This window comes from Candidatus Chlorohelix sp. (assembly GCF_037138995.1).
In the GTDB taxonomy this organism is placed as follows: Bacteria; Chloroflexota; Chloroflexia; order Chloroheliales; family Chloroheliaceae; genus Chlorohelix.
In genome coordinates this window covers 17675-36198 of sequence record NZ_JBAXHI010000039.1, presented here as the reverse complement: position 1 = coordinate 36198, position 18524 = coordinate 17675, and the positions used below count along the sequence as shown (strand labels likewise).

The window sequence follows — 18524 nt, the reverse complement described above, 5'->3', positions numbered from 1 at the left end:
CTAACTGCTTTGTTTCCCTCTCTTTTCCCTTAGCTTGATGCTTATGGGGCGACTCCAGCGTCGCCCCTACGGGTTAATCTTCTTGGCGTGTTGACATTGGAATACCGACCTTGCAACAACCCTGCAATTTATAGCAATCTTTAAGGATTTTGTAGGAAAGTTGTATTATACTAATCCTCAGCAAGAATTATTACCCAAGAGTATCTAATAGCTTTATGCAAATTTAGAGGAAATTATTTATGGTTTTGCAGCCATTCGAGCAACAACTGGTAGTAAGCCTCGTAGCACAAACCGCCAGTGCGCCGGATTACATAGCCACCTTTTTTGAAGGGCTACTCTCATTCCTCGCACCTTGTGTCTTACCGCTCGTGCCGGGCTATCTCTCGTACATAAGCGGGGTATCGGTAGCAAAAGCCGCCCGCACCGTCAAAAACCCGGCAATTGCAGTTTCTGCGGGTTCAGGTAACAGCGGAGCGGTGGCGTTAGAAACAAACCCAATTGAAGCTGAACAGGAAATAGCGCAAATCAGTGGCGCAGATATTCGGCGTGTCCTCTTTTCCTCTCTGCTGTTCGTAGCCGGATTTACCACTATTTTTATTCTATTTTTCGGCTTTTTCAATCTCATCACAGATATTTTCGGCGACATCCGAACTCCGGTGCGTATCGCAGCAGGTTTACTGGTAATATTCTTTGGCTTGCATTTTTTGGGCATCTTCCGAATCGGCTTTCTCGATATGGAACGCCGCTTCAACCTGAATCGCATCAAGCGAGCCAGTTATATTGGCGCGTATTTTCTGGGAGGCGCGTTTGCCTTTGGCTGGACACCTTGCGTTGGTCCTTTCCTCACTGCCGCTATCTTCACAGCGGAACAAAGTAATGGTTGGGAAGGCGCAACCCTGATGCTAGTTTATTCGGCAGGGTTAGGCATTCCTTTCATACTGGCAGGTTTGTTTTTCAATCGCATGCTGGGTTTTATCGCTCGCTTGCGCCGCCATTACCAAATTATTGAAATTGCCAGCGGGATTCTATTACTCTTGGTCGGACTTCTATTAATCACTAACAATTTGAGCGCAATCACGCAAGAGCTTTCCAGATTCAGGTATTTCTAGCTCAGGGGGTTATGCAATATAGATGTACTCCAAACACAGAAACATGAGGTGGGCAGCAACGCTTTTAAGTCTGCTACTTGCGTTAGCTTTGTTTGCCTGTGGCGATACTACCGCCAATTCACAAATAACAGCAAGCTCCAAACTAACAAAAGAAAAGCCGCCGGTAAAAGTTGCGATAGGGTTTACTGCCCCTGACTTTACCGCTCAAACGATTAGCGGCGAAACATTACAGTTAAGCGTGCTACAAGGCAAAGGGGTTATTGTAAGTTTTTGGTCGGTTTATTGACCGAGTTGCCGTCAGGAGTTTCCTGACTTCGTGCAGACTTATAACGATAACAAAGCCAATCTGACAATAGTGGGCGTAGATTGGGGAGAAACCGAGCAAGAAGTGGCAAGCTTTAAAAGCGAGTTTAAAGTTCCGTTTCCACTGACTATTGATAAAACGGGCGACCTAATCACCTTATTTCGCGCCCCATATCATCCCTACAACGTTTTCATCAACAAGGAAGGGGTTATAACCGGAATTGTGCCGGGATTGGTAACGCCTGAAATGATGAAAAGCCAGCTTTCCAAAATTCTTTAAACGTTGGTTCTATCGCTCGCCTCTAATAAGGGATGCGGGCTTTTTTATTGGGCTGTCTTGCGTGGTTTGTGATAATATTAAGCGATATAATTCATAAGATTTTTCAAACCTGAAAGGTTGGTATGGCACAACCGGACTCGGATTTTAAATCGCTAATAGCGCAGGCTGAACTGGCGCTGGTTAACGAGGAGTGGCAATACGCGCTGAACTTGTTCGAGCAGTTGCTACCGCTTGCGCCTGACACAGAACGGGCAGAAGTATTGAAGGGGCGCGGGGTGGCGTTGCTAAAGCTAGAACGCTACGAGGAAGCAATCGCTGTTCTGGAAAAAGCGCAAAACCTCGAACCGGGCAAGGCTGAAGTTTATTTGTACCGCGCCTTAATCTGCGAAAATATCGGTGATTTTGAAGGAGCGTTGGCTTTTTACAATCGAACGATTGAGCTTAAACCGGAAGACGCTGAAGCCTATTTCCGGCGAGGCGGTATCTATTTCCAAAACCATCAGTTTGAAGAAACCGTTACCGATAATACGCGAGCCATCGAATTACACACGGGCGTAGCTGTTACGGGTCCCTATATTGCGCGTGGATTGGCTTATCACCAGTTAGAGCAATATCCTGAAGCCTTGAAGGATTATTCTCACGCGCTTGAAATTGACCCGCGCGGGGCTGCCGATGCCTATTTCTACCGCGCCCTGATATATATGGATTTGGAGAAAGCATTGCCCGCTCGCGCCGATTTGCAGGCTTTCCTGCTGATGACCGATGACTTGGATGGGTTGCTGGCTACACAGGCACAAGAAATAATTGAAGCGCTAGATAACGAGGCTTAAATCTCAGGAGATTATTAGACATGGATACTTTTCCCTATGCCGAACAATTGCTCAAAGAGAAACCAAATTTGCCGTTAGCGGGTATTAAAGTTATTGATTTGACTCGGCTTTTGCCCGGACCATACGCCACTATGCTGCTGGGCGACCTCGGCGCGGATGTGCTGAAAGTAGAAGACCCTCAACTGGGTGATTATATGCGCTGGGAAGGACCTTATATCAACGGCGAAGGGGCAAGTTTTCTGGCGCTAAATCGCAACAAGCGTAGCATAACCCTGAATTTAAAGCACCCAGAGGCACGCGATATTTTCCTAAAGTTAGTAGCCGATGCGGATATTTTAATGGAGAGCTTCAGACCGGGCGTATTGGACAAACTGGGAGTGGGCTATGCACAATTGAAAAAAATCAACCCGCGCTTGATTTTTTGTGCCATTAGCGGCTACGGTCAGGATGGTCCTTATGCCCAACGCGCCGGGCATGACCTGAATTATATCGGATACGCAGGGGCATTGGGACAAACCGGACGCGCCGGAGAAGCGCCAGCCTTGCCGGGGGTGCAAATTGCCGATTTAGGCGGAGGCGGCATACTCTCATTAGTGGGAATTCTAGCAGCGTTAGAAGGGCGACATCGCACAGGCGAAGGACGTTTTGTGGATGTTTCCATGACCGAAGGTGTGGCAAGTTGGCTAACCTATATGGCAGGTAATTATTTTGCCAAAGGCGAAACCCAAAAACGTGGACGCGGTAGGTTAAACGGGGGGTTGCCAGAATATGGCGTGTATGAAACCTCAGACGGTAAATGGCTCACGGTGGGAGCGCTTGAGCCGAAATTCTTCGAGCGTATGTGCGATTTGATAGAGTTGCCACAATATAAAAACAATTTGCAGAGCGAAGGTGAACGCGCTGACGAAGTAAGAACCGCTTTCACCACCCGCTTCAAACAAAAGACACGAGACGAATGGCTGACTCTACTAGCTGGAGAAGAAACCTGCGTGGGACCTGTTTATGAGATTGACGAGGTTCTCAACGACCCGCAATTACAGGCGCGGGGCTTTGTAACAGAGATAGAGCATCCCAAAGCCGGGCGCATCAAGCAACTGGGCTGCCCAATGAAAATGGATGATTTGCCCGCTAAAGATGTATTGCGCGTACCTCCGCCTAGTTTTAGTGAGCATACCGCTGAAATACTAGGTGGGTTAGGCTTTTCTGCTTCTGAAATAGAGCGGTTGAAAAAAGAAAAAGCCATTTAGATTTTGAAGTCAGGTTTTAAAGATGGTTCGGAGGCTGTTTGGCGGATGCTCTTTAAGCAACACAAAGCATTAATTATTCCCCTGCTTCTAAGCGCCGTAATATTCATAACCGCGTGGGTGGCGAATATTGCCACTAACACCTTTTTTATTGATGTGGGCGCATCAAACCGCATTGATAAAATGTATATGCCGCCGGATAATAACGGGTTTTATATCTCCGAAACTCGCCGAGATACAAAACCCAACGAAGATAATTCCTTCCGCTGGACTACAAAAGAAGCAATACTAGATTTGCCGGAGGTATTGCTTCTTACTCCTTGGAAAGCCACTATCAGGGTAAGCGCACCGCGCCCGAATTCTAAGCCGGAGCAACCCGCTACCATGCTGATTATCAGCCTTGCCGATAATCGCAGCACTTACGAATTGGGTCAATTCTCCTTGCCCGCTTCCGCCGATGGTAAAGACATTGCTTTCTCAATACCGGCGCGTTATTCGCTTCCCAACACTTCGGTGCATCTCTTGATAGAATCCAGCACAAGTTTCCAGCCCGGCAACGGGGACAAACGCACGCTAGGTCTGGTTCTTTACAACCTCAAATTCGAGCCGGATTACACCGCTTACGGAGTTAAGGGTTGGCTGGCTACCCTGCTGCTACCTTTACTGGTCAGCCTTATTGCACTGGCGATTGAACGGTGGGTACGGCTTTTAGGGGCAGGTTTACGCTTAAGCATAGGGATTCAGATTGCCGCTTCCATTATCATAATTTCCAGCCTTATAAGCTGGCAGGAATTGGTGGAAACCGCTTACCTACCGTGGGCGATAACACTGTGGGTAACATGGCTGGCTTTCCGGTTGGCGCAACTCTTTACCGAACGCGCTCCCGACGTACCCGCGCCTTTTATATATGCGGCATGCTTCATGGGAGTGTTATCGGTAGTGCAGGTCGTATTTAATCGCCTTGATTTGAATAAATGGGGCGATACAGCAGTAGTTGCTGCACAGACCGGGGCATTACTGCTTGCCATTGCTGCGCATCTTTTCGCCCGTAAATATTTTGAACCGCTGCTGGTGTGGATTTTTGTGATAGCGGCGGCGGTTTCATTCGCCTGTCTCAACTGGATTGCGGTTTTTGACAGCTTTTATCACGGCTTCGACTTTCGGGTGTATTATAATCCACAAGTCTTGATGGAACAGAATGGCAAACCGCTATTCGACCTCAAGGACATTATAGCCTCGCCGGGGTCTTCGGTACGCACACCCCCTACCTTTGCGCTATTATACTGGCTTTTGCTACGTTTTTACGGCGCAGATGTGCAGAGCGCATTATACATATGGCGCATCGTCAATGAATTATTGCTAATCCCGATTATTTTCATCCTATACAAGCTAACCGGAACGCTTAAATACCGCCTACCGTTGGTACTGTTTCTGATACTGAATTTCCGCCAACTGGCATTTAACATGGATTTGGCACAGCCCAACATTATATTGCTACTATTCATGGCATTGACCACGCTGCTCATAAAAAATAAACACGATACGCTTTCCGGCGCAATTCTGGCTTTTCCCATCTGGCTAAAGCTATTGCCGGGGATAACCGCTTTCTATTATCTGGTAGAGCGACGCTGGCGCGGCTTACTCGGTCTGGTAGCCGGGTCATTGGTGGTAAATGGGCTGGTTATAGCGGCGGTGGGCTGGGATAACCTCTGGTACTACTACTCAAAAGCCATGTGGGGGGTAAATCAGCCTGAAATCGGCTTAGTGGGGCAATCTTTCTGGGGCTTTTTAGGGCGGTTGGGCGTTGACGAAGTTCAGAAAAGCTTCACCCAAAACTTCCCCACTGAATTAATGCCGATTGGCTATGGCTTCAGCCTCTGCATGCTTGGGTTTACCCTTTTTGCCCTGTGGCGCAGTCCTTCTCACGATTGGCAAGCAAATTTACTCAAGTTCAATGCGCTTTTAGTAACAAGCATGGTGATTTCGCCCTTTATCTGGAAGCATTATACGATAATGCTTTTAGGCGCAATCGTGGTGATAGCGGTAAATCTCAGCTGTAGTCGCTCCGGGTGGAGGCTCATTATCTTCAGCATGGCTTACGGGATAATGGCTTTTGATCAGGATTTTCTGTTTTTCCCCGACAGAGCCTACGGGTTAGGGCGAATTGCCAGCAGCGGTTTCTTTTTCGCACTTTTCGCGCTATGGGCGCTCCATATCAACACAATACTAAAATATCGCCCTAACACAAAAATAGTTGCCAAACCTACCTATACGGCGGAAAAAGTGGTCAGCATTTCCAACTGAGCTACCATTACTTAAGTGTTAAATTAGTAATAGCCGTTATAGGTAGGGTGAATTAGGTAAGAGGAAAACAACTCGGTTTTTTATTTGCAAAGAATAAGGTTAAGCGCTATACTTCGGACGTTAAAAACGTCGGGGCGTAGCGCAGCCCGGTAGCGCGCATCGTTCGGGACGATGAGGCCGGAGGTTCAAATCCTCTCGCCCCGACTTAAATTAACAATTACCGCTCTATTCTGAAATCATCCACAAAGAACCCGGCATAGCCATTTCCTACATTTCCCACTCCGCTCACAAAACGCAACCTTACTTGTATTACTTTCCCGCTCCATTTGCTCAAATCTACCCGTATCGTTTCCCAATTGCTGATTAATCCACTTACCGTTTGCACCGTAGCAAAGGCTTGACCCGGTTGGGCTATTTCTACCAGCAAGGTATCCTGATCGTTTACCCGTTGTGGGTTATCCGTTTGCCCCGTTATCTGGAAAGACAAGGCGGGATGTTCGATACCGCCCAAATCTAAAGGACGCAAAAGATTGGCGGAAGCATTCAAACCGATGCGATAACGCCCGTAATTCTCCTCGCCAAACCAAAGCGCATAAGACCCACTGGCAGACATCCGGGTAGTAAGATGCCATGGCTCATCCAACGTCCAGTTCGCGCTACCGGCTACCTCAAAATTGTCAGAAAAAAGCGTGTTAGCTGGCTGTAGCTGCATAGGTCTGGATGTAGTGGTATCTGCTGAGCTACTTTGCGCGAACACGCTGATAGCGGTTATGAGCAGTAGCGTTAGGATAAAGCCCACCATCAGATATAGCAGATTGCGTTTCCAAAGCGGGATACTTTCCGACCTATCACATGAAAGGCTTTCCCAATCATAATCGGATTCTACATATTCTTCTGGTGTTTCACATGGCGCGGGTTCCGTTGCTACCGCCTCAGCCTCTACCGGGGCGCTACCATAACGAAAAAAAGGCTCAGGTGTAGTTTGCAAACGCAGCGAGTCGTATTGAGTACGTTGCAATGGGTCTTTCAACACCGCATAAGCACGATTGATTTCTTGCATACGGTGGGTTGTAGCCGGAGTAGGGTTGCGATCTGGATGGTATTTTAATGCCAAACGGCGGAAAGCAGCCTCAATTACCTCGAATTCAGCCCTAGGGCTGACCTGTAAAATTTCATAAAGGTCTTGAGCAAGCCATTCATCAGTGTTAGGTATATACCGGGATTGTTCCGCAGTAGATTGCATTTAAGCTTATCCTGACTATTGGTTTTAAATTTTAATTGGAGACACGGTAGAGAATAAATGTTCTTGTGGATTATACGAACATCTTTTCTATATGTCAAGTGGTCAGAAACAGCCCTGATTAACGAACTTGCCAAATTGACATATTCCGTCTATATCGCCTAAAATTAGCGTCAATAATTAGTAGCTAATCAGCCCGGATAAAAGACTACCGAAAGGTGGTACAGGGAAATCCACGCCGGGTTCATAGGGGTGTCTCCTATACTTTCGCCCTCGCTCTTTTCGCCATTGAGTGGGCTAGGGGTGATTAGTTACCCAAACTGTTTATGTTATTAGTAGCTGGTAAAATATGCACAATCAATTAGCGGATGTGCTTCAGGCAAGGCTGTCTGAAATATGTTACGCTGCTGCTCGACAGATACTTGAAGATAAAGACCATTTTCCAACTTATAGCGCTATCCCGCTTGAAACTTTATGCGAACAACTTAAGCATAGTTTGGAAGCCGTTATAGCGTCGATAGAGGCTAATAGCAATTGGGTTATGGTAAATTATTTAGACAATGTGGCAACCGAGCGTTTGCGTTCAGGGATTAGCGCGAATGAGCTTATGCGGGTCTATGATGTGTGCCACAAAACTATGCTTAAAGAAGTTATTGCGACTAACCCAGAATACAAACTGTTAAATGATTATGCACGCCAGAAGTTAAATTATTTGAATAAAATTTTGAGGGTTCGTTTGGTAGCCAAAAATTCTGAGGCTTCAGAGGAGGAAGAGCAAGAAAATTCTTCGTTTTCGCCGCCTGAAGCCGGATGGTAATATAGCTCTAGTTTTGCAAAGATTTGAACTTAACCTACTTGTTTAATATTCATATTCGCCTCCGCGCTGCGGATATGGCTAATTCTAGCTTGAGAGAGGATAGCGCATGAGTGATCCATCTAATGCGGTTCAACCGCGTACCCTTTTTGAGAAAATATGGGAAAGCCATGTCGTAAGGGAAGAACCCGGTCAGGCTACCCTGATTTATATTGATCGTCACCTTACCCACGAAGTGACATCGCCCCAAGCATTTGAAGGCTTGCGTGTTACCGGACGGCGGATTCGCCGCGCCGACCTCACTTTTGGCTTGATAGACCATAGTATCCCCACCACGCCACTGGGGAATTATGGGAAACGTAGCAATGTGCCGGTTATTGACAAAGAAAGCGCCTTGCAAATTGCTACTATGGAGCAAAATGCCGCCGAATTTGGCATTAACTTTTTTGGGGTGGATGATACCCGTAACGGGATTGTACACGTAACTGCGCCTGAGCAAGGCATCACCCTACCGGGAACGACTATCGTTTGCGGGGATAGCCATACCAGCACGCATGGCGCATTTGGCGCGTTAGCTTTCGGGATTGGAACCAGCGAAGTTGAGCATGTGCTGGCAAGCCAATGTCTGCTCCAGACAAAGCCAAAAACTATGGAAGTTAGAGTAGAGGGGACGCTACCTCCCGGTTGCACTGCCAAAGATATTGTGCTTTATATAATCGGTCAAATTGGAACTGACGGCGGTACAGGCTATGCCATTGAGTTTACCGGAAGCACCATCCGCGCTCTTTCTATGGAAGGGCGAATGACCGTTTGCAATATGACAATCGAAGCGGGGGCGCGTGCCGGTTTGATTGCGCCGGATGACACCACTATCAATTACCTGAAGGGTCGTCCCTATGCTCCGCAAGGGGCTAATTGGGAGGCAGCGGCAGCTTATTGGCGCACCCTTCCCAGTGATTCAGGCGCGGTATATGATAATGTGGTGCTGCTTGAGGCTGCCGATATTGCGCCGATGGTCACATGGGGTACTACTCCCGGCATGGTTGCGCCTGTAACCGGAAACGTGCCAGACCCCGAAAGTTTGGAAGATGCCAATCTTCGGAATGCCACGTACCGCGCTCTCCAGTATATGGGATTGACCCCAAACACCAAAATCCAAGACATTAAACTCGCCCGAATTTTTATCGGTAGTTGCACCAATAGCCGAATCGAGGACTTGCGTCTTGCAGCGCGGGTAGCGAAAGGTCGCAAGGTAGCAGAAGGAGTTTGGGCGATGGTAGTTCCGGGTAGCGGTTTGGTTCAGCAACAAGCTATTGATGAAGGGCTTGACGTAATATTTAAGGAAGCGGGCTTCGATTGGCGCGAACCCGGTTGTAGCATGTGTCTAGCGATGAATGGGGATAAACTGGAAGAAGGCGAACGTTGCGCCAGCACCTCTAATCGCAATTTCGAGGGGAGACAAGGCAAGGGTGGTCGCACCCATCTAGTTAGCCCGTCAATGGCTGCCGCCGCCGCTATAGCCGGACATTTCGTAGATGTTCGCGAATGGGAATTTTAGGAGGATAAAAGTGGAACCCTTCGTTAATCTAAACGGCGTTGTGATGCCGCTTAATCGTGCCAATGTTGATACAGACCAAATTATTCCAGCGAAATATCTCAAAGGTATCAAGCGCACCGGCATGGCAGAAGGTTTGTTTGCAAACTGGCGTTACAAGCCCGATGGTTCGCCTGACCCTGATTTCCCGCTCAATCAAGCGCGTTATCAAAACGCCACTATTTTGGTAGCGCGTGATAATTTTGGGTGCGGTTCTTCGCGTGAGCATGCGCCGTGGGCTTTGAATGAATATGGCTTTCGCAGCATCATCGCGCCTAGCTTCGCCGATATTTTTTACAACAACTGCTTTAATAACGGGATGCTGCCGATAACGCTTCCAAAAGAGGCAGTGGATGAGCTTTTTGAGGAGATAGAAGCAGAGCCGCGTTTGCGGATTCAAATTGATTTGCCCAATCAAACAATTAATGTGGCGGGCGGTAAAACCTATTCTTTCCAACTAGACCCATTCAAGAAGGAATGTCTATTAAATGGGTTAGATAACATAGGTTGGACTCTGAGCTTCGATGATAAAATCGCCGCTTTTGAAGCGGTACGGCGCGAGGCTACTCCTTGGTTATAGGGAAAGCTACCACTCGCTGGTAAAAAAAGGGAAGGACGTAGTATTTGAATACGCCCTTCCCGAATCCCTTATCACGACACAGAGGTCACTCCTACAGAGCTACAATACGGGTTCTTAGCAATGCGAATCGTTTTATCGCATTGCTATAAGGAAAACAAATTGGCATAATTGCCGATTCAACTTAGTATTTACCTTGATTTTACCAAATATTACTACGCCTTTTACCAACTGGGGGTATTCTCGATTCAAGCTGTGAAACAAAAGCATTGTTTCGTGTATAAAGGAGGTTGGCATGGATGCTCTAATGCTGGCGCGTTGGCAGTTTGGCATCACTACGGTTTATCACTTTTTCTTCGTACCACTTACACTTGGTCTTTCGTTATTAGTAGCAATTTTCCAGACCGCCTATGTGAGAACTGATAGCGATACTTACAAGCGTATGACCCAATTTTGGGGTAAATTGTTCTTGATTAACTTCGCAATGGGCGTAGTTACCGGTATCGTACAAGAGTTTCAATTTGGAATGAACTGGTCGGAATATTCTCGTTTCGTAGGTGATATATTTGGAGCGCCCTTGGCAATAGAAGCCTTGCTGGCGTTCTTTTTGGAATCCACCTTCGTTGGCGTTTGGATATTTGGATGGGGCAGGCTAAATAAAGGCTTACACCTTGCCTCAATCTGGCTTGTAGTAATCGGCAGCAATATTTCAGCCTTTTGGATTTTGATTGCCAACTCGTTTATGCAACAACCGGTTGGCTACACCTTGCGAAACGGACGCGCTGAAATGACCGATTTCGGCGCTCTTTTAACCAACTCAAATTTATGGATGCAGTTCCCGCACGTTTTTACAGCCGGTGTTGTCACTGCCTCGTTCTTTGTAATTGGTATCAGCGCGTGGCATTTGCTACGTAAAAAGGGCGACATTGACCTTTTCCGCAAATCTGCCAGCATTGCGATGGCTACCGCTATGATTGCCACCGTGTTGGTAGCTTTGGTTGGTCACGCTCAATCACAGCATATGGTGAAAACCCAGCCCATGAAAATAGCTTCAGCTGAGGCTTTGTGGGATACCGAATCGCCGGCTTCGTTCTCCCTCTTTACTATCGGCGATGAAACTGCTAACAAAGACGTATTTTCAATAAAGATACCTACCTTGCTCAGTATCTTGGCATACAACAGTACAACGGGTGAAGTGAAGGGTATTAATAACCTTCAAGCAGAGTATGAGAAAACCTATGGACCCGGCGATTATGTACCGCCGGTATGGGTGGTTTACTGGAGTTTCCGCTCTATGGTAGGCTCTGGCACATTAATGATATTGCTTTCCCTCTATGGCTTGTATTTGGTAATGTCTGGCAAGCTTACCGCGCGTTCGTGGTATCTAAAGCTAATGCTATTTGCGATTGCCTTGCCGTATATTGCCAATACCGCAGGTTGGATGATGACCGAAATCGGGCGGCAACCGTGGATAGTGTTTGGTGTGATGACTACTGAAAAAGGTGTTTCTACCTCAGTGGGTGCGGAGTCGGTTCTCATTTCATTAGTGATATTCACCTTACTGTACGGGGCGTTAGCAGTGGTTGATGTGTATCTTTTGGCTAAGTATGCACGAGATGGTGCAAGCGCCAAGCCGGGAAACCCTGAAGAAGCCGATTTAGTGGGCGCATACTAGGAGGGGATGCTATGGATCTGAATACTTTCTGGTTTATCCTGATTGTCATCCTGTTTATCGGTTTCTTCTTCCTAGAAGGTTTCGATTACGGGGTGGGTATCCTGCTTCCTTTTGTAGGCAGGAATGAGAAAGAAAGAAGCGTAGTCATTAGCTCGATTGGTCCTTTCTGGGATGCCAATGAAGTTTGGCTGCTGACTGCCGGTGGCGCAATTTTCGCCGCTTTCCCGAACTGGTACGCTACCATGTTCAGCGCGTTTTATCTTGCGCTGGTAGCGATGCTGGTCGCGTTGATACTTCGGGGGGTGGCTTTCGAGTTTCGCAACCGTGAAGAAAACGAAACTTGGCGCAAGTTCTGGGATTGGGCAATCTTTGGCGGTAGCCTTGTTCCGGCGTTGCTGTGGGGCGTGGCAATTGCCAATGTGTTGGCAGGTATCAAAATTGATGCGAAAAAACAATATATTGGCACTTTCTTTGATTTGTTAACGCCTTATACCTTGCTGGGTGGTTTGGCTTTTGTAGCGTTGTTCGCCTTACACGGCGGCATTTTCTTGACGCTAAAGACCGAAGGCGAAATTTTGGAACGCGCCTATAAATTTACATGGTATGCCTATGTTCCGGCAGTGGTTCTGGTAGCAGGTTTTGTAATAGCCGGTTATTTCGCCACCGACATTTTCAAGGGCTTGGGCATTAACCCCGGTATTCCAGCGATAGGAGCAGGGGCGGCATTACTCGCCAGCGGCTATTTTGTGAAAATCCGCCGGAGCGGTTGGGGCTTCATATTAACCGGATTGACGATTGTGCTGGCTACACTGGCGATGTTTCAAGGCTTGTACCCGCGAGTGCTGATTTCAAGCCTTGACCCCAAGAACAGCCTGACGGTGTATAACGCTTCTTCATCTGATTACACTTTGGGCGTAATGAGTTGGGTAGCTATCAGCTTTGTGCCGATAATGCTGCTATATCAGGCGTGGAATTACTGGGTATTCCGCAAACGAGTTAGCATACAAAGTCACGGTCACTTATAAATCAGGCGGCTATTTTGAAGAAAGTAGTATGCTAAAATCATAGCATAACAATAAGGTACGCCTTTCTGGGTGTGCCTTATCTCTTTTTTCTAGCGAGATTGGCGGTACATACCCGGAGTTGTTCATACATGAAGCTGGATAAACGGTTGTTGCAACAAACCGGAAATGCCCGGCGTTATCTTGTAATTACCATCAGTTTGAGCTTGGTAATCGGCATTTTGACCGTTACTCAGGCGCATTTTATGAGCCAGATTATTGAAGGCGTGTTCCTCTCCAGCCTGAATCTTGAGCAGGTTAGCGGTTGGCTGTTGTTTCTGTTGCTGGCAATCCTACTAAGAACCATTCTAGTTTGGGGCAGTGATTTAGCGGCAGACCGCGCAGCCCGAAATGTTAAAACCAACCTTCGCGAAAAGCTTTTCTCCCATCTTTTCAAATTAGGACCTGCCTATAGTAAAGGCGAACGAACAGGCGAGCTTACCCATACTGTCGGGGAAGGGGTTGAATCGCTTGATGCTTTGTTCAGCCAGTATTTGCCCCAAATTTTTATAACTGTACTAGTTCCACTCACTATACTTATAGCAGTTTTCAGCGCGGATACTTTATCCGGCATCGTCTTGCTGGTAACTGCGCCCGTGTTGCCGTTTTTTATGGAGTTAATCGGTAGGATGGCGAGTGCGCTTACCAGAAAACAATATAAATCAATGAGTTTGCTCAGCGCACATTTTCTGGACGTGTTGCAGGGGCTAACTACCTTAAAGCTATTCGGGCGCAGCAAATTGCAGGAAAAGAATATTGCCAATATCAGCGAGAGCTTCCGCCGTCTGACCATGCGCGTACTTAAAGTGGCGTTTCTCTCCGCGTTAGTATTGGAAATCGGCGCAACCATTAGCACAGCGATAGTCGCGGTGGAAATCGGCTTGCGGTTGGTTTATGCTCAGATTGGTTTTCAATCTGCGCTGTTTGTATTATTACTTGCGCCAGAGTTTTATATGCCCTTTCGAGCATTAGGGGCGCGTTTTCATGCCGGGATGTCTGGCTTTGCGGCGGCACAACGCATTTTTGAAATCCTTGATAAAGCGAGCGCAAATGTAACAAGGGGCTTAAGCCCCTTGCCTGAAGCCTACCACAACCCAAATGACTCGAATATTCCGCTTAAAGCCTTTGCGCCGAACGAACCTTTAAGGCTGGAATTTGAGCAAGTGTATTATGCTTACAATGGCGGGGAGCGTCCTGCCTTGCAAGGGTTGAGCTTTACGATTGAAGCGGGTCAGAAAATTGCGCTGGTTGGAACAAGCGGATGCGGGAAAAGTACGGCGGCACAATTGCTATTGCGCTTTTTCGAGCCGGATTCGGGTTTCATCAGTGTAAACGGGTTGGCGTTGGGAGAAATTAAAGCGGAGGCATGGCGCAAGCAAGTGGCGTGGATACCGCAAAACCCTTACCTGTTTAATACCAGTGTATTGGAAAATATCAGGCTTGGAAAACAGGGCGCAAGCCTTGAGGAAATAATTGAAGCGGCAAAACTGGCAAACGCGCATGATTTTATTGCCGCCCTGCCCCAAGGTTACGCTACTGTTATAGGTGAGCGCGGTTCGAGATTGAGCGGGGGTCAGGCACAGCGTATCAGCCTAGCCCGCGCTTTTTTACGCAACGCCCCCTTGCTTATTATGGATGAGGCTACCGCAAACCTCGACCCGCTGCAAGAAGCCCGAATAGTGGAGGCTACCAACCGTTTGTTGGAAGGGCGAAGCGCGTTGATTATCGCGCATAGGCTATCTACGGTGTATCGCGCCGATAATATTTTGGTTCTAAAAGAGGGGCGCGTGGCTGAGAGCGGTTCACATCATGAGCTACTGGCGAAAAACGGGCTATATCGCGAACTGGTGGGGGCGTACCGTGAGCTAGGTGATGCGGCATGAGAACTTTTGCCCGTTTGCTAAAAATGACTTTCCCGCTAAAGTGGTGGGTCTTACTGGCGGCTTTATTGGGCGTTTGTACCATTGCTGCCGGAGTTGGCTTGATGTCCACTTCTGCCTACCTGATTTCTGCTGCCGCGCTGCATCCCTCAATCGCCGCTTTGAACGTGGCTATAGTGGGGGTTCGCTTCTTTGGTATTGCAAGGGGCGTTTTCCGTTATCTGGAACGCTACGTCAGCCATGAAGTAACTTTCAGGCTATTGTCAGGTTTCCGAACATGGTTTTATCGCTCAATCGAGCCGCTTGCCCCCGCAAGCCTTACCCGTGAACGGAGCGGGGATTTACTTTCGCGAGTGATTTCAGACATCGAAACTTTGCAAAATTTCTACGGGCGGGTGCTTGCCCCACCGTTGGTAGCAGCCGTAACCGCCGCCGGAATGTGGCTTTTGCTTGGCGCATTCGACCCGCTTTTCGCGCTGACCTTGCTGTTTTTCTTTTTGCTGGCGGGTGTTGGCATACCTTGTCTTACCTATTTGCTCAGTCGTTCAATCGGGCAAGAGATGGCGCAAACTCGCGCCGAACTCAACGCTCAGATGGTGGATAGTTTGCAGGGGATGGCGGAAATCGTGGCTTTCGGCTGTGAAGCTGAATTTTCCGGCAAACTACAAGAAAGTAATCGCAAGCTGGTAAAGCTACAGAGTCGCTGGTCTATGGTGAACGCTTTGCAGAACAGCCTTGCAAACCTACTCATAAACCTTGCCGCTTGGACGATGCTAATAGTGGCAATACCGCAAGTGCGAGAAGGTAAATTGGATGGGGTTTATCTGGCATTGCTGGCGTTGGCGGCTATCGCTAGTTTTGAAGCCATTATGCCTTTACCTGCTGCTGCCCAATTTCTCGGCACAAGCCTTGAAGCAGGGCGAAGGTTGCATGAAATCGCCGATATGCCTTTGCCGATTTCACAGCCTGAAACATCTGCAAGTCTTACAGGCTTTGATATTTCGTTTAAGCAGGTACGCTTTCGATATGAAGCGGGAATATCGGCGGCTTTGGCGGGGGTTAGTTTTGAGCTAAAGCAAGGGCAATGTTTGGCAATAGTCGGACCGAGCGGCTCAGGTAAATCTACTATTGCCAATTTGTTGTTACGCTTTTGGGATTATGAATCGGGTAGTATTCGAGTGGGTGGGCAGGAAATCAAGCAGTTTTCACAAGAGGAACTTTTGAAGCATATCGCGGTTGTCAGCCAACAAACCCATTTTTTTAATACTACTATTCGTGAAAATTTGCAGATGGCGCGTTCTGATGCTTCCGCTGAAGAATTAGAGCAAGCGACACGGGCGGCGCAGATTCATGAGTTTATTTTGTCGCTACCACAGGGCTATAATACTCTTGTAGGCGAACAAGGCTTGAACCTGAGCGGAGGCGAAAGGCAAAGATTGGCAATTGCTCGCGCCTTCCTGAAAGATGCCCCGCTGCTCATTCTCGATGAAGCTACCGCGAATCTCGATGCGCTGACCGAACGAGAAGTATTAAAAGCGTTGCAACTTTTACAACAAGGTCGTACTACTATTATGATTACGCACCGTCTTAAGGGTTTGGAAACAGCCGATGAAATAGCGGTTTTGCGCGAGGGGAATTTGGAGGAATACGGCACACACCCCCAATTGCTACAATTGGAGGGTCTGTACTGGCGCATGTGGGAATCGCAGAATCAAGCGTTATACTCAGCGTAAACCCGCCGGAGGCTAGAATATTACCTAGAGCGGATTTTCTCGCTGACAATGCCGAGCGTCTGTAAATTCTCCATACGAGGCATACCATCGGCAGTAAAACCGCGAAGCATATAATACTCTTCCAGCATTTTGTTAAGCTCTATATATTGACCGCTGGCTTTGCCTTCATTCAAACGTTCCCTGAGAAAACGGCTTGGGAGAATGTCATCCATACGCGGGTTCATGCCGTTGCGAAGGTTAAACAGGCGTTCCACCGTACTGATGCGTTCACCAATTAGCATAATATCCATTTCGGTAAAGCGCGAACCGATGGCAAAGGTCAATAAATCGGCGACATCGGCAGGTTTAAGCGCGTAGGTTGTGAAGGCATAATGCTTGCAAATCGCCGAAGAATCCAGCGCCGCGCCGAAATATTCGTGCCAGATTACCATATTGGCTTTGCCTTGCCATGCCAAAGGAATAGCGGCGGAAGAAAAAATAAATTCGTTTTCGGCTTCGGCTTCTGTTTTATCTAGCAGTTCAAATTGTGGCATGTGGTATGACGTGTCACCCCCACGATTTGAAATAGCCATTGCCAGCGCATGCCCCTTCGCGGCGCGACCATCCAGCGCATTAATCTCAAGCCCCTTAACTTCCAGCGCAAAATCGCGGCTACCTTCAATAATGCGGGACATCTGGCGCACGCCTTTAGACAGTAACTCGCCCGTACCTTGCCGCAACGCGGTGAGCCTGATTAGCTCAAGAACCGTTTCATCATTGCCCCAATCCACCACATCTTCATCATATAAGTGGCGTTGATAGCATTCCATCAAAAAGGCAATTGAACCCGCCATAGAGATGGGGTCAAGCCCCAAATTATCGCACAGGAAACCCGCTTCGATAATAGTATTGCCATTGCTGATGCCAAGACGAGGTCCAAGATTGGAGATAGTTACATAATCGGGGCGGGAGCGTTTGCCGCTAGGTGATTCTATAATTGCTTTGCAAGGCATAATACAGGCGCTGCAAGGTCTTTCGGCGAGGCGGCGGTCTTGACTACGGGATAGGTTATCCATTGTATTGCGACTAACCCCGATAATCCGATTGAATACGCCATCCTGCCCGTTTCGTATCAGCAACGCGCTGTTACTGTGCGCTACGTTCAACAATTCAGTCGTACCATAGCGGCTCATTGCCCCAAACAAGCGATCATTCTTCACTTTATTATGGATGTCCCGCATCTTTTGCAGAAAACGGTCAGTATTATAAAGCGTAATATCCTTTGTGCCGTGTACAGCAATAGCCTTCAGGTTCTTAGAACCCATCACCGCGCCAAGCCCGGTACGCGCGAGCGGGTCTATATAGTCGCAAAGAATACTGGCGTAAGGAACTTTGTTCTCACCCGCCGGTCCTATAACTGCAATTTTGTAATCATCCCCCAAACGCTGGTGCAATAAATCGAGCGTATCATAAGTGCCACGCCCTTTAAGCCAATCTGCCGGTTTTATATCGCAGCGGTCATCGTCAATTTCGATATAAACAGGTTCATCAGCCGCGCCCTCGACAATAACCATATCGTAGCCAGCGAATTTTAGCTCACTTGCCCAAAAGCCTGAAACGGTATCAATACCCAATAATCCAGTCAGGGGGGAACGGGCGCAAGCGGTTAGACTGGAGGCAGCAGGCGCCATTGAGCCGTTTAGAGGACCCGTTGCGAAAATTAGAATATTCTCAGGGGAAAGCGGTTCGGTATTTCTTGGCAAAAGCTCGTAAAGCAATTTCACGGCAAAGCCGCGCCCACCCAAATATTCTCGCTTTAACTGTTCTGGTAAGGGGAGAGAAATTGCCTTGCGTGTTGTAAGGTTTATTCGAAGAACCTTGTTGGCGTATGACATCAGTAT

General features: G+C 47.9%; 14 protein-coding genes, 1 tRNA gene and 1 pseudogene. 14 read left to right on the top strand and 2 right to left on the bottom strand.

Annotation, left to right across the window (positions count from 1 at the left end; genetic code table 11):
* Positions 1-239 precede the first annotated feature (239 nt).
* The 7 genes and pseudogenes from WCK19_RS15010 (at position 240) to WCK19_RS14980 (ending at position 6274) form a co-directional block, all read left to right on the top strand.
* Complete coding sequence (locus WCK19_RS15010) at positions 240-1109, top strand: cytochrome c biogenesis protein CcdA (RefSeq protein ID WP_342398206.1); 870 nt, start codon at positions 240-242, stop codon at positions 1107-1109.
* Positions 1110-1131: 22 nt separating this feature from the next.
* Positions 1132-1395 (top strand): hypothetical protein, encoded by a 264-nt coding sequence (locus WCK19_RS15005; protein ID WP_342398205.1) that lies wholly within the window; start codon positions 1132-1134, stop codon positions 1393-1395.
* Between the two features lie 12 nt (positions 1396-1407).
* Positions 1408-1692 (top strand): annotated as a pseudogene (locus WCK19_RS15000) (redoxin domain-containing protein); the annotation flags it as partial.
* 122 nt (positions 1693-1814) lie between these two features.
* Positions 1815-2522 carry a tetratricopeptide repeat protein gene (locus WCK19_RS14995; RefSeq protein ID WP_342398204.1) on the top strand — a complete coding sequence of 236 codons (708 nt, stop codon included), beginning with the start codon at positions 1815-1817 and terminating at the stop codon, positions 2520-2522.
* A gap of 20 nt (positions 2523-2542) precedes the next feature.
* The gene (locus WCK19_RS14990; RefSeq protein WP_342398203.1) at positions 2543-3769 is read left to right on the top strand and encodes a CaiB/BaiF CoA-transferase family protein; all 1227 of its coding nucleotides are present in this window, start codon (positions 2543-2545) and stop codon (positions 3767-3769) included.
* A 45-nt stretch (positions 3770-3814) separates the two neighbouring features.
* Positions 3815-6070, top strand: a complete 2256-nt coding sequence (locus tag WCK19_RS14985; protein WP_342398202.1) for a glycosyltransferase family 87 protein — start codon at positions 3815-3817, stop codon at positions 6068-6070.
* A gap of 130 nt (positions 6071-6200) precedes the next feature.
* Positions 6201-6274 (top strand) — tRNA-Pro (locus WCK19_RS14980).
* Positions 6275-6287: 13 nt separating this feature from the next.
* On the opposite strand, the gene WCK19_RS14975 is transcribed toward WCK19_RS14980, so the two are convergent.
* A complete protein-coding gene (locus tag WCK19_RS14975) occupies positions 6288-7313 on the bottom strand; it encodes a J domain-containing protein (protein WP_342398201.1) in 1026 nt (341 codons plus the stop codon).
* Between the two features lie 346 nt (positions 7314-7659).
* Between WCK19_RS14975 and WCK19_RS14970 the strand changes: the two genes are divergently transcribed.
* The 7 genes from WCK19_RS14970 (at position 7660) to cydC (ending at position 16644) form a co-directional block, all read left to right on the top strand.
* Positions 7660-8127 carry a hypothetical protein gene (locus tag WCK19_RS14970; RefSeq protein WP_342398200.1) on the top strand — a complete coding sequence of 156 codons (468 nt, stop codon included), beginning with the start codon at positions 7660-7662 and terminating at the stop codon, positions 8125-8127.
* A gap of 106 nt (positions 8128-8233) precedes the next feature.
* Positions 8234-9682 (top strand): 3-isopropylmalate dehydratase large subunit, encoded by a 1449-nt coding sequence (leuC, locus tag WCK19_RS14965; protein ID WP_342398199.1) that lies wholly within the window; start codon positions 8234-8236, stop codon positions 9680-9682.
* A gap of 10 nt (positions 9683-9692) precedes the next feature.
* Positions 9693-10298 carry a 3-isopropylmalate dehydratase small subunit gene (gene leuD, locus WCK19_RS14960; protein ID WP_342398198.1) on the top strand — a complete coding sequence of 202 codons (606 nt, stop codon included), beginning with the start codon at positions 9693-9695 and terminating at the stop codon, positions 10296-10298.
* Positions 10299-10590: 292 nt separating this feature from the next.
* A complete protein-coding gene (locus WCK19_RS14955; protein WP_342398197.1) occupies positions 10591-11970 on the top strand; it encodes a cytochrome ubiquinol oxidase subunit I in 1380 nt (459 codons plus the stop codon).
* Between the two features lie 11 nt (positions 11971-11981).
* On the top strand, positions 11982-12995 hold the full coding sequence (cydB, locus tag WCK19_RS14950; protein ID WP_342398196.1) for a cytochrome d ubiquinol oxidase subunit II: 1014 nt from the start codon (positions 11982-11984) through the stop codon (positions 12993-12995).
* A 128-nt stretch (positions 12996-13123) separates the two neighbouring features.
* The gene (gene cydD, locus WCK19_RS14945; protein WP_342398195.1) at positions 13124-14914 is read left to right on the top strand and encodes a thiol reductant ABC exporter subunit CydD; all 1791 of its coding nucleotides are present in this window, start codon (positions 13124-13126) and stop codon (positions 14912-14914) included.
* Positions 14911-16644 carry a thiol reductant ABC exporter subunit CydC gene (gene cydC, locus WCK19_RS14940; RefSeq protein ID WP_342398194.1) on the top strand — a complete coding sequence of 578 codons (1734 nt, stop codon included), beginning with the start codon at positions 14911-14913 and terminating at the stop codon, positions 16642-16644. The genes cydD and cydC overlap by 4 nt, the downstream gene beginning before the upstream one ends.
* A gap of 20 nt (positions 16645-16664) precedes the next feature.
* Here cydC and WCK19_RS14935 read toward each other — a convergent pair whose 3' ends face one another.
* Entirely contained in the window at positions 16665-18518 is a 1854-nt protein-coding gene (locus WCK19_RS14935; protein WP_342398193.1) for an aldehyde ferredoxin oxidoreductase family protein, read from the bottom strand.
* Positions 18519-18524: the final 6 nt, after the last annotated feature.

Excerpts from the sequence above, each read along its gene's own strand:
- WCK19_RS15010 (WP_342398206.1), top strand. The coding sequence starts at position 240 with ATGGTTTTGCAGCCATTCGAGCAACAACTGGTAGTAAGCCTCGTAGCA.
- WCK19_RS15005 (WP_342398205.1), top strand. The coding sequence starts at position 1,132 with ATGTACTCCAAACACAGAAACATGAGGTGGGCAGCAACGCTTTTAAGT.
- WCK19_RS14995 (WP_342398204.1), top strand. The coding sequence starts at position 1,815 with ATGGCACAACCGGACTCGGATTTTAAATCGCTAATAGCGCAGGCTGAA.
- WCK19_RS14990 (WP_342398203.1), top strand. The coding sequence starts at position 2,543 with ATGGATACTTTTCCCTATGCCGAACAATTGCTCAAAGAGAAACCAAAT.
- WCK19_RS14985 (WP_342398202.1), top strand. The coding sequence starts at position 3,815 with ATGCTCTTTAAGCAACACAAAGCATTAATTATTCCCCTGCTTCTAAGC.
- WCK19_RS14975 (WP_342398201.1), bottom strand. The coding sequence starts at position 7,313 with ATGCAATCTACTGCGGAACAATCCCGGTATATACCTAACACTGATGAA.
- WCK19_RS14970 (WP_342398200.1), top strand. The coding sequence starts at position 7,660 with ATGCACAATCAATTAGCGGATGTGCTTCAGGCAAGGCTGTCTGAAATA.
- leuC (WP_342398199.1), top strand. The coding sequence starts at position 8,234 with ATGAGTGATCCATCTAATGCGGTTCAACCGCGTACCCTTTTTGAGAAA.
- WCK19_RS14955 (WP_342398197.1), top strand. The coding sequence starts at position 10,591 with ATGGATGCTCTAATGCTGGCGCGTTGGCAGTTTGGCATCACTACGGTT.
- cydB (WP_342398196.1), top strand. The coding sequence starts at position 11,982 with ATGGATCTGAATACTTTCTGGTTTATCCTGATTGTCATCCTGTTTATC.
- cydD (WP_342398195.1), top strand. The coding sequence starts at position 13,124 with ATGAAGCTGGATAAACGGTTGTTGCAACAAACCGGAAATGCCCGGCGT.
- cydC (WP_342398194.1), top strand. The coding sequence starts at position 14,911 with ATGAGAACTTTTGCCCGTTTGCTAAAAATGACTTTCCCGCTAAAGTGG.
- WCK19_RS14935 (WP_342398193.1), bottom strand. The coding sequence starts at position 18,518 with ATGTCATACGCCAACAAGGTTCTTCGAATAAACCTTACAACACGCAAG.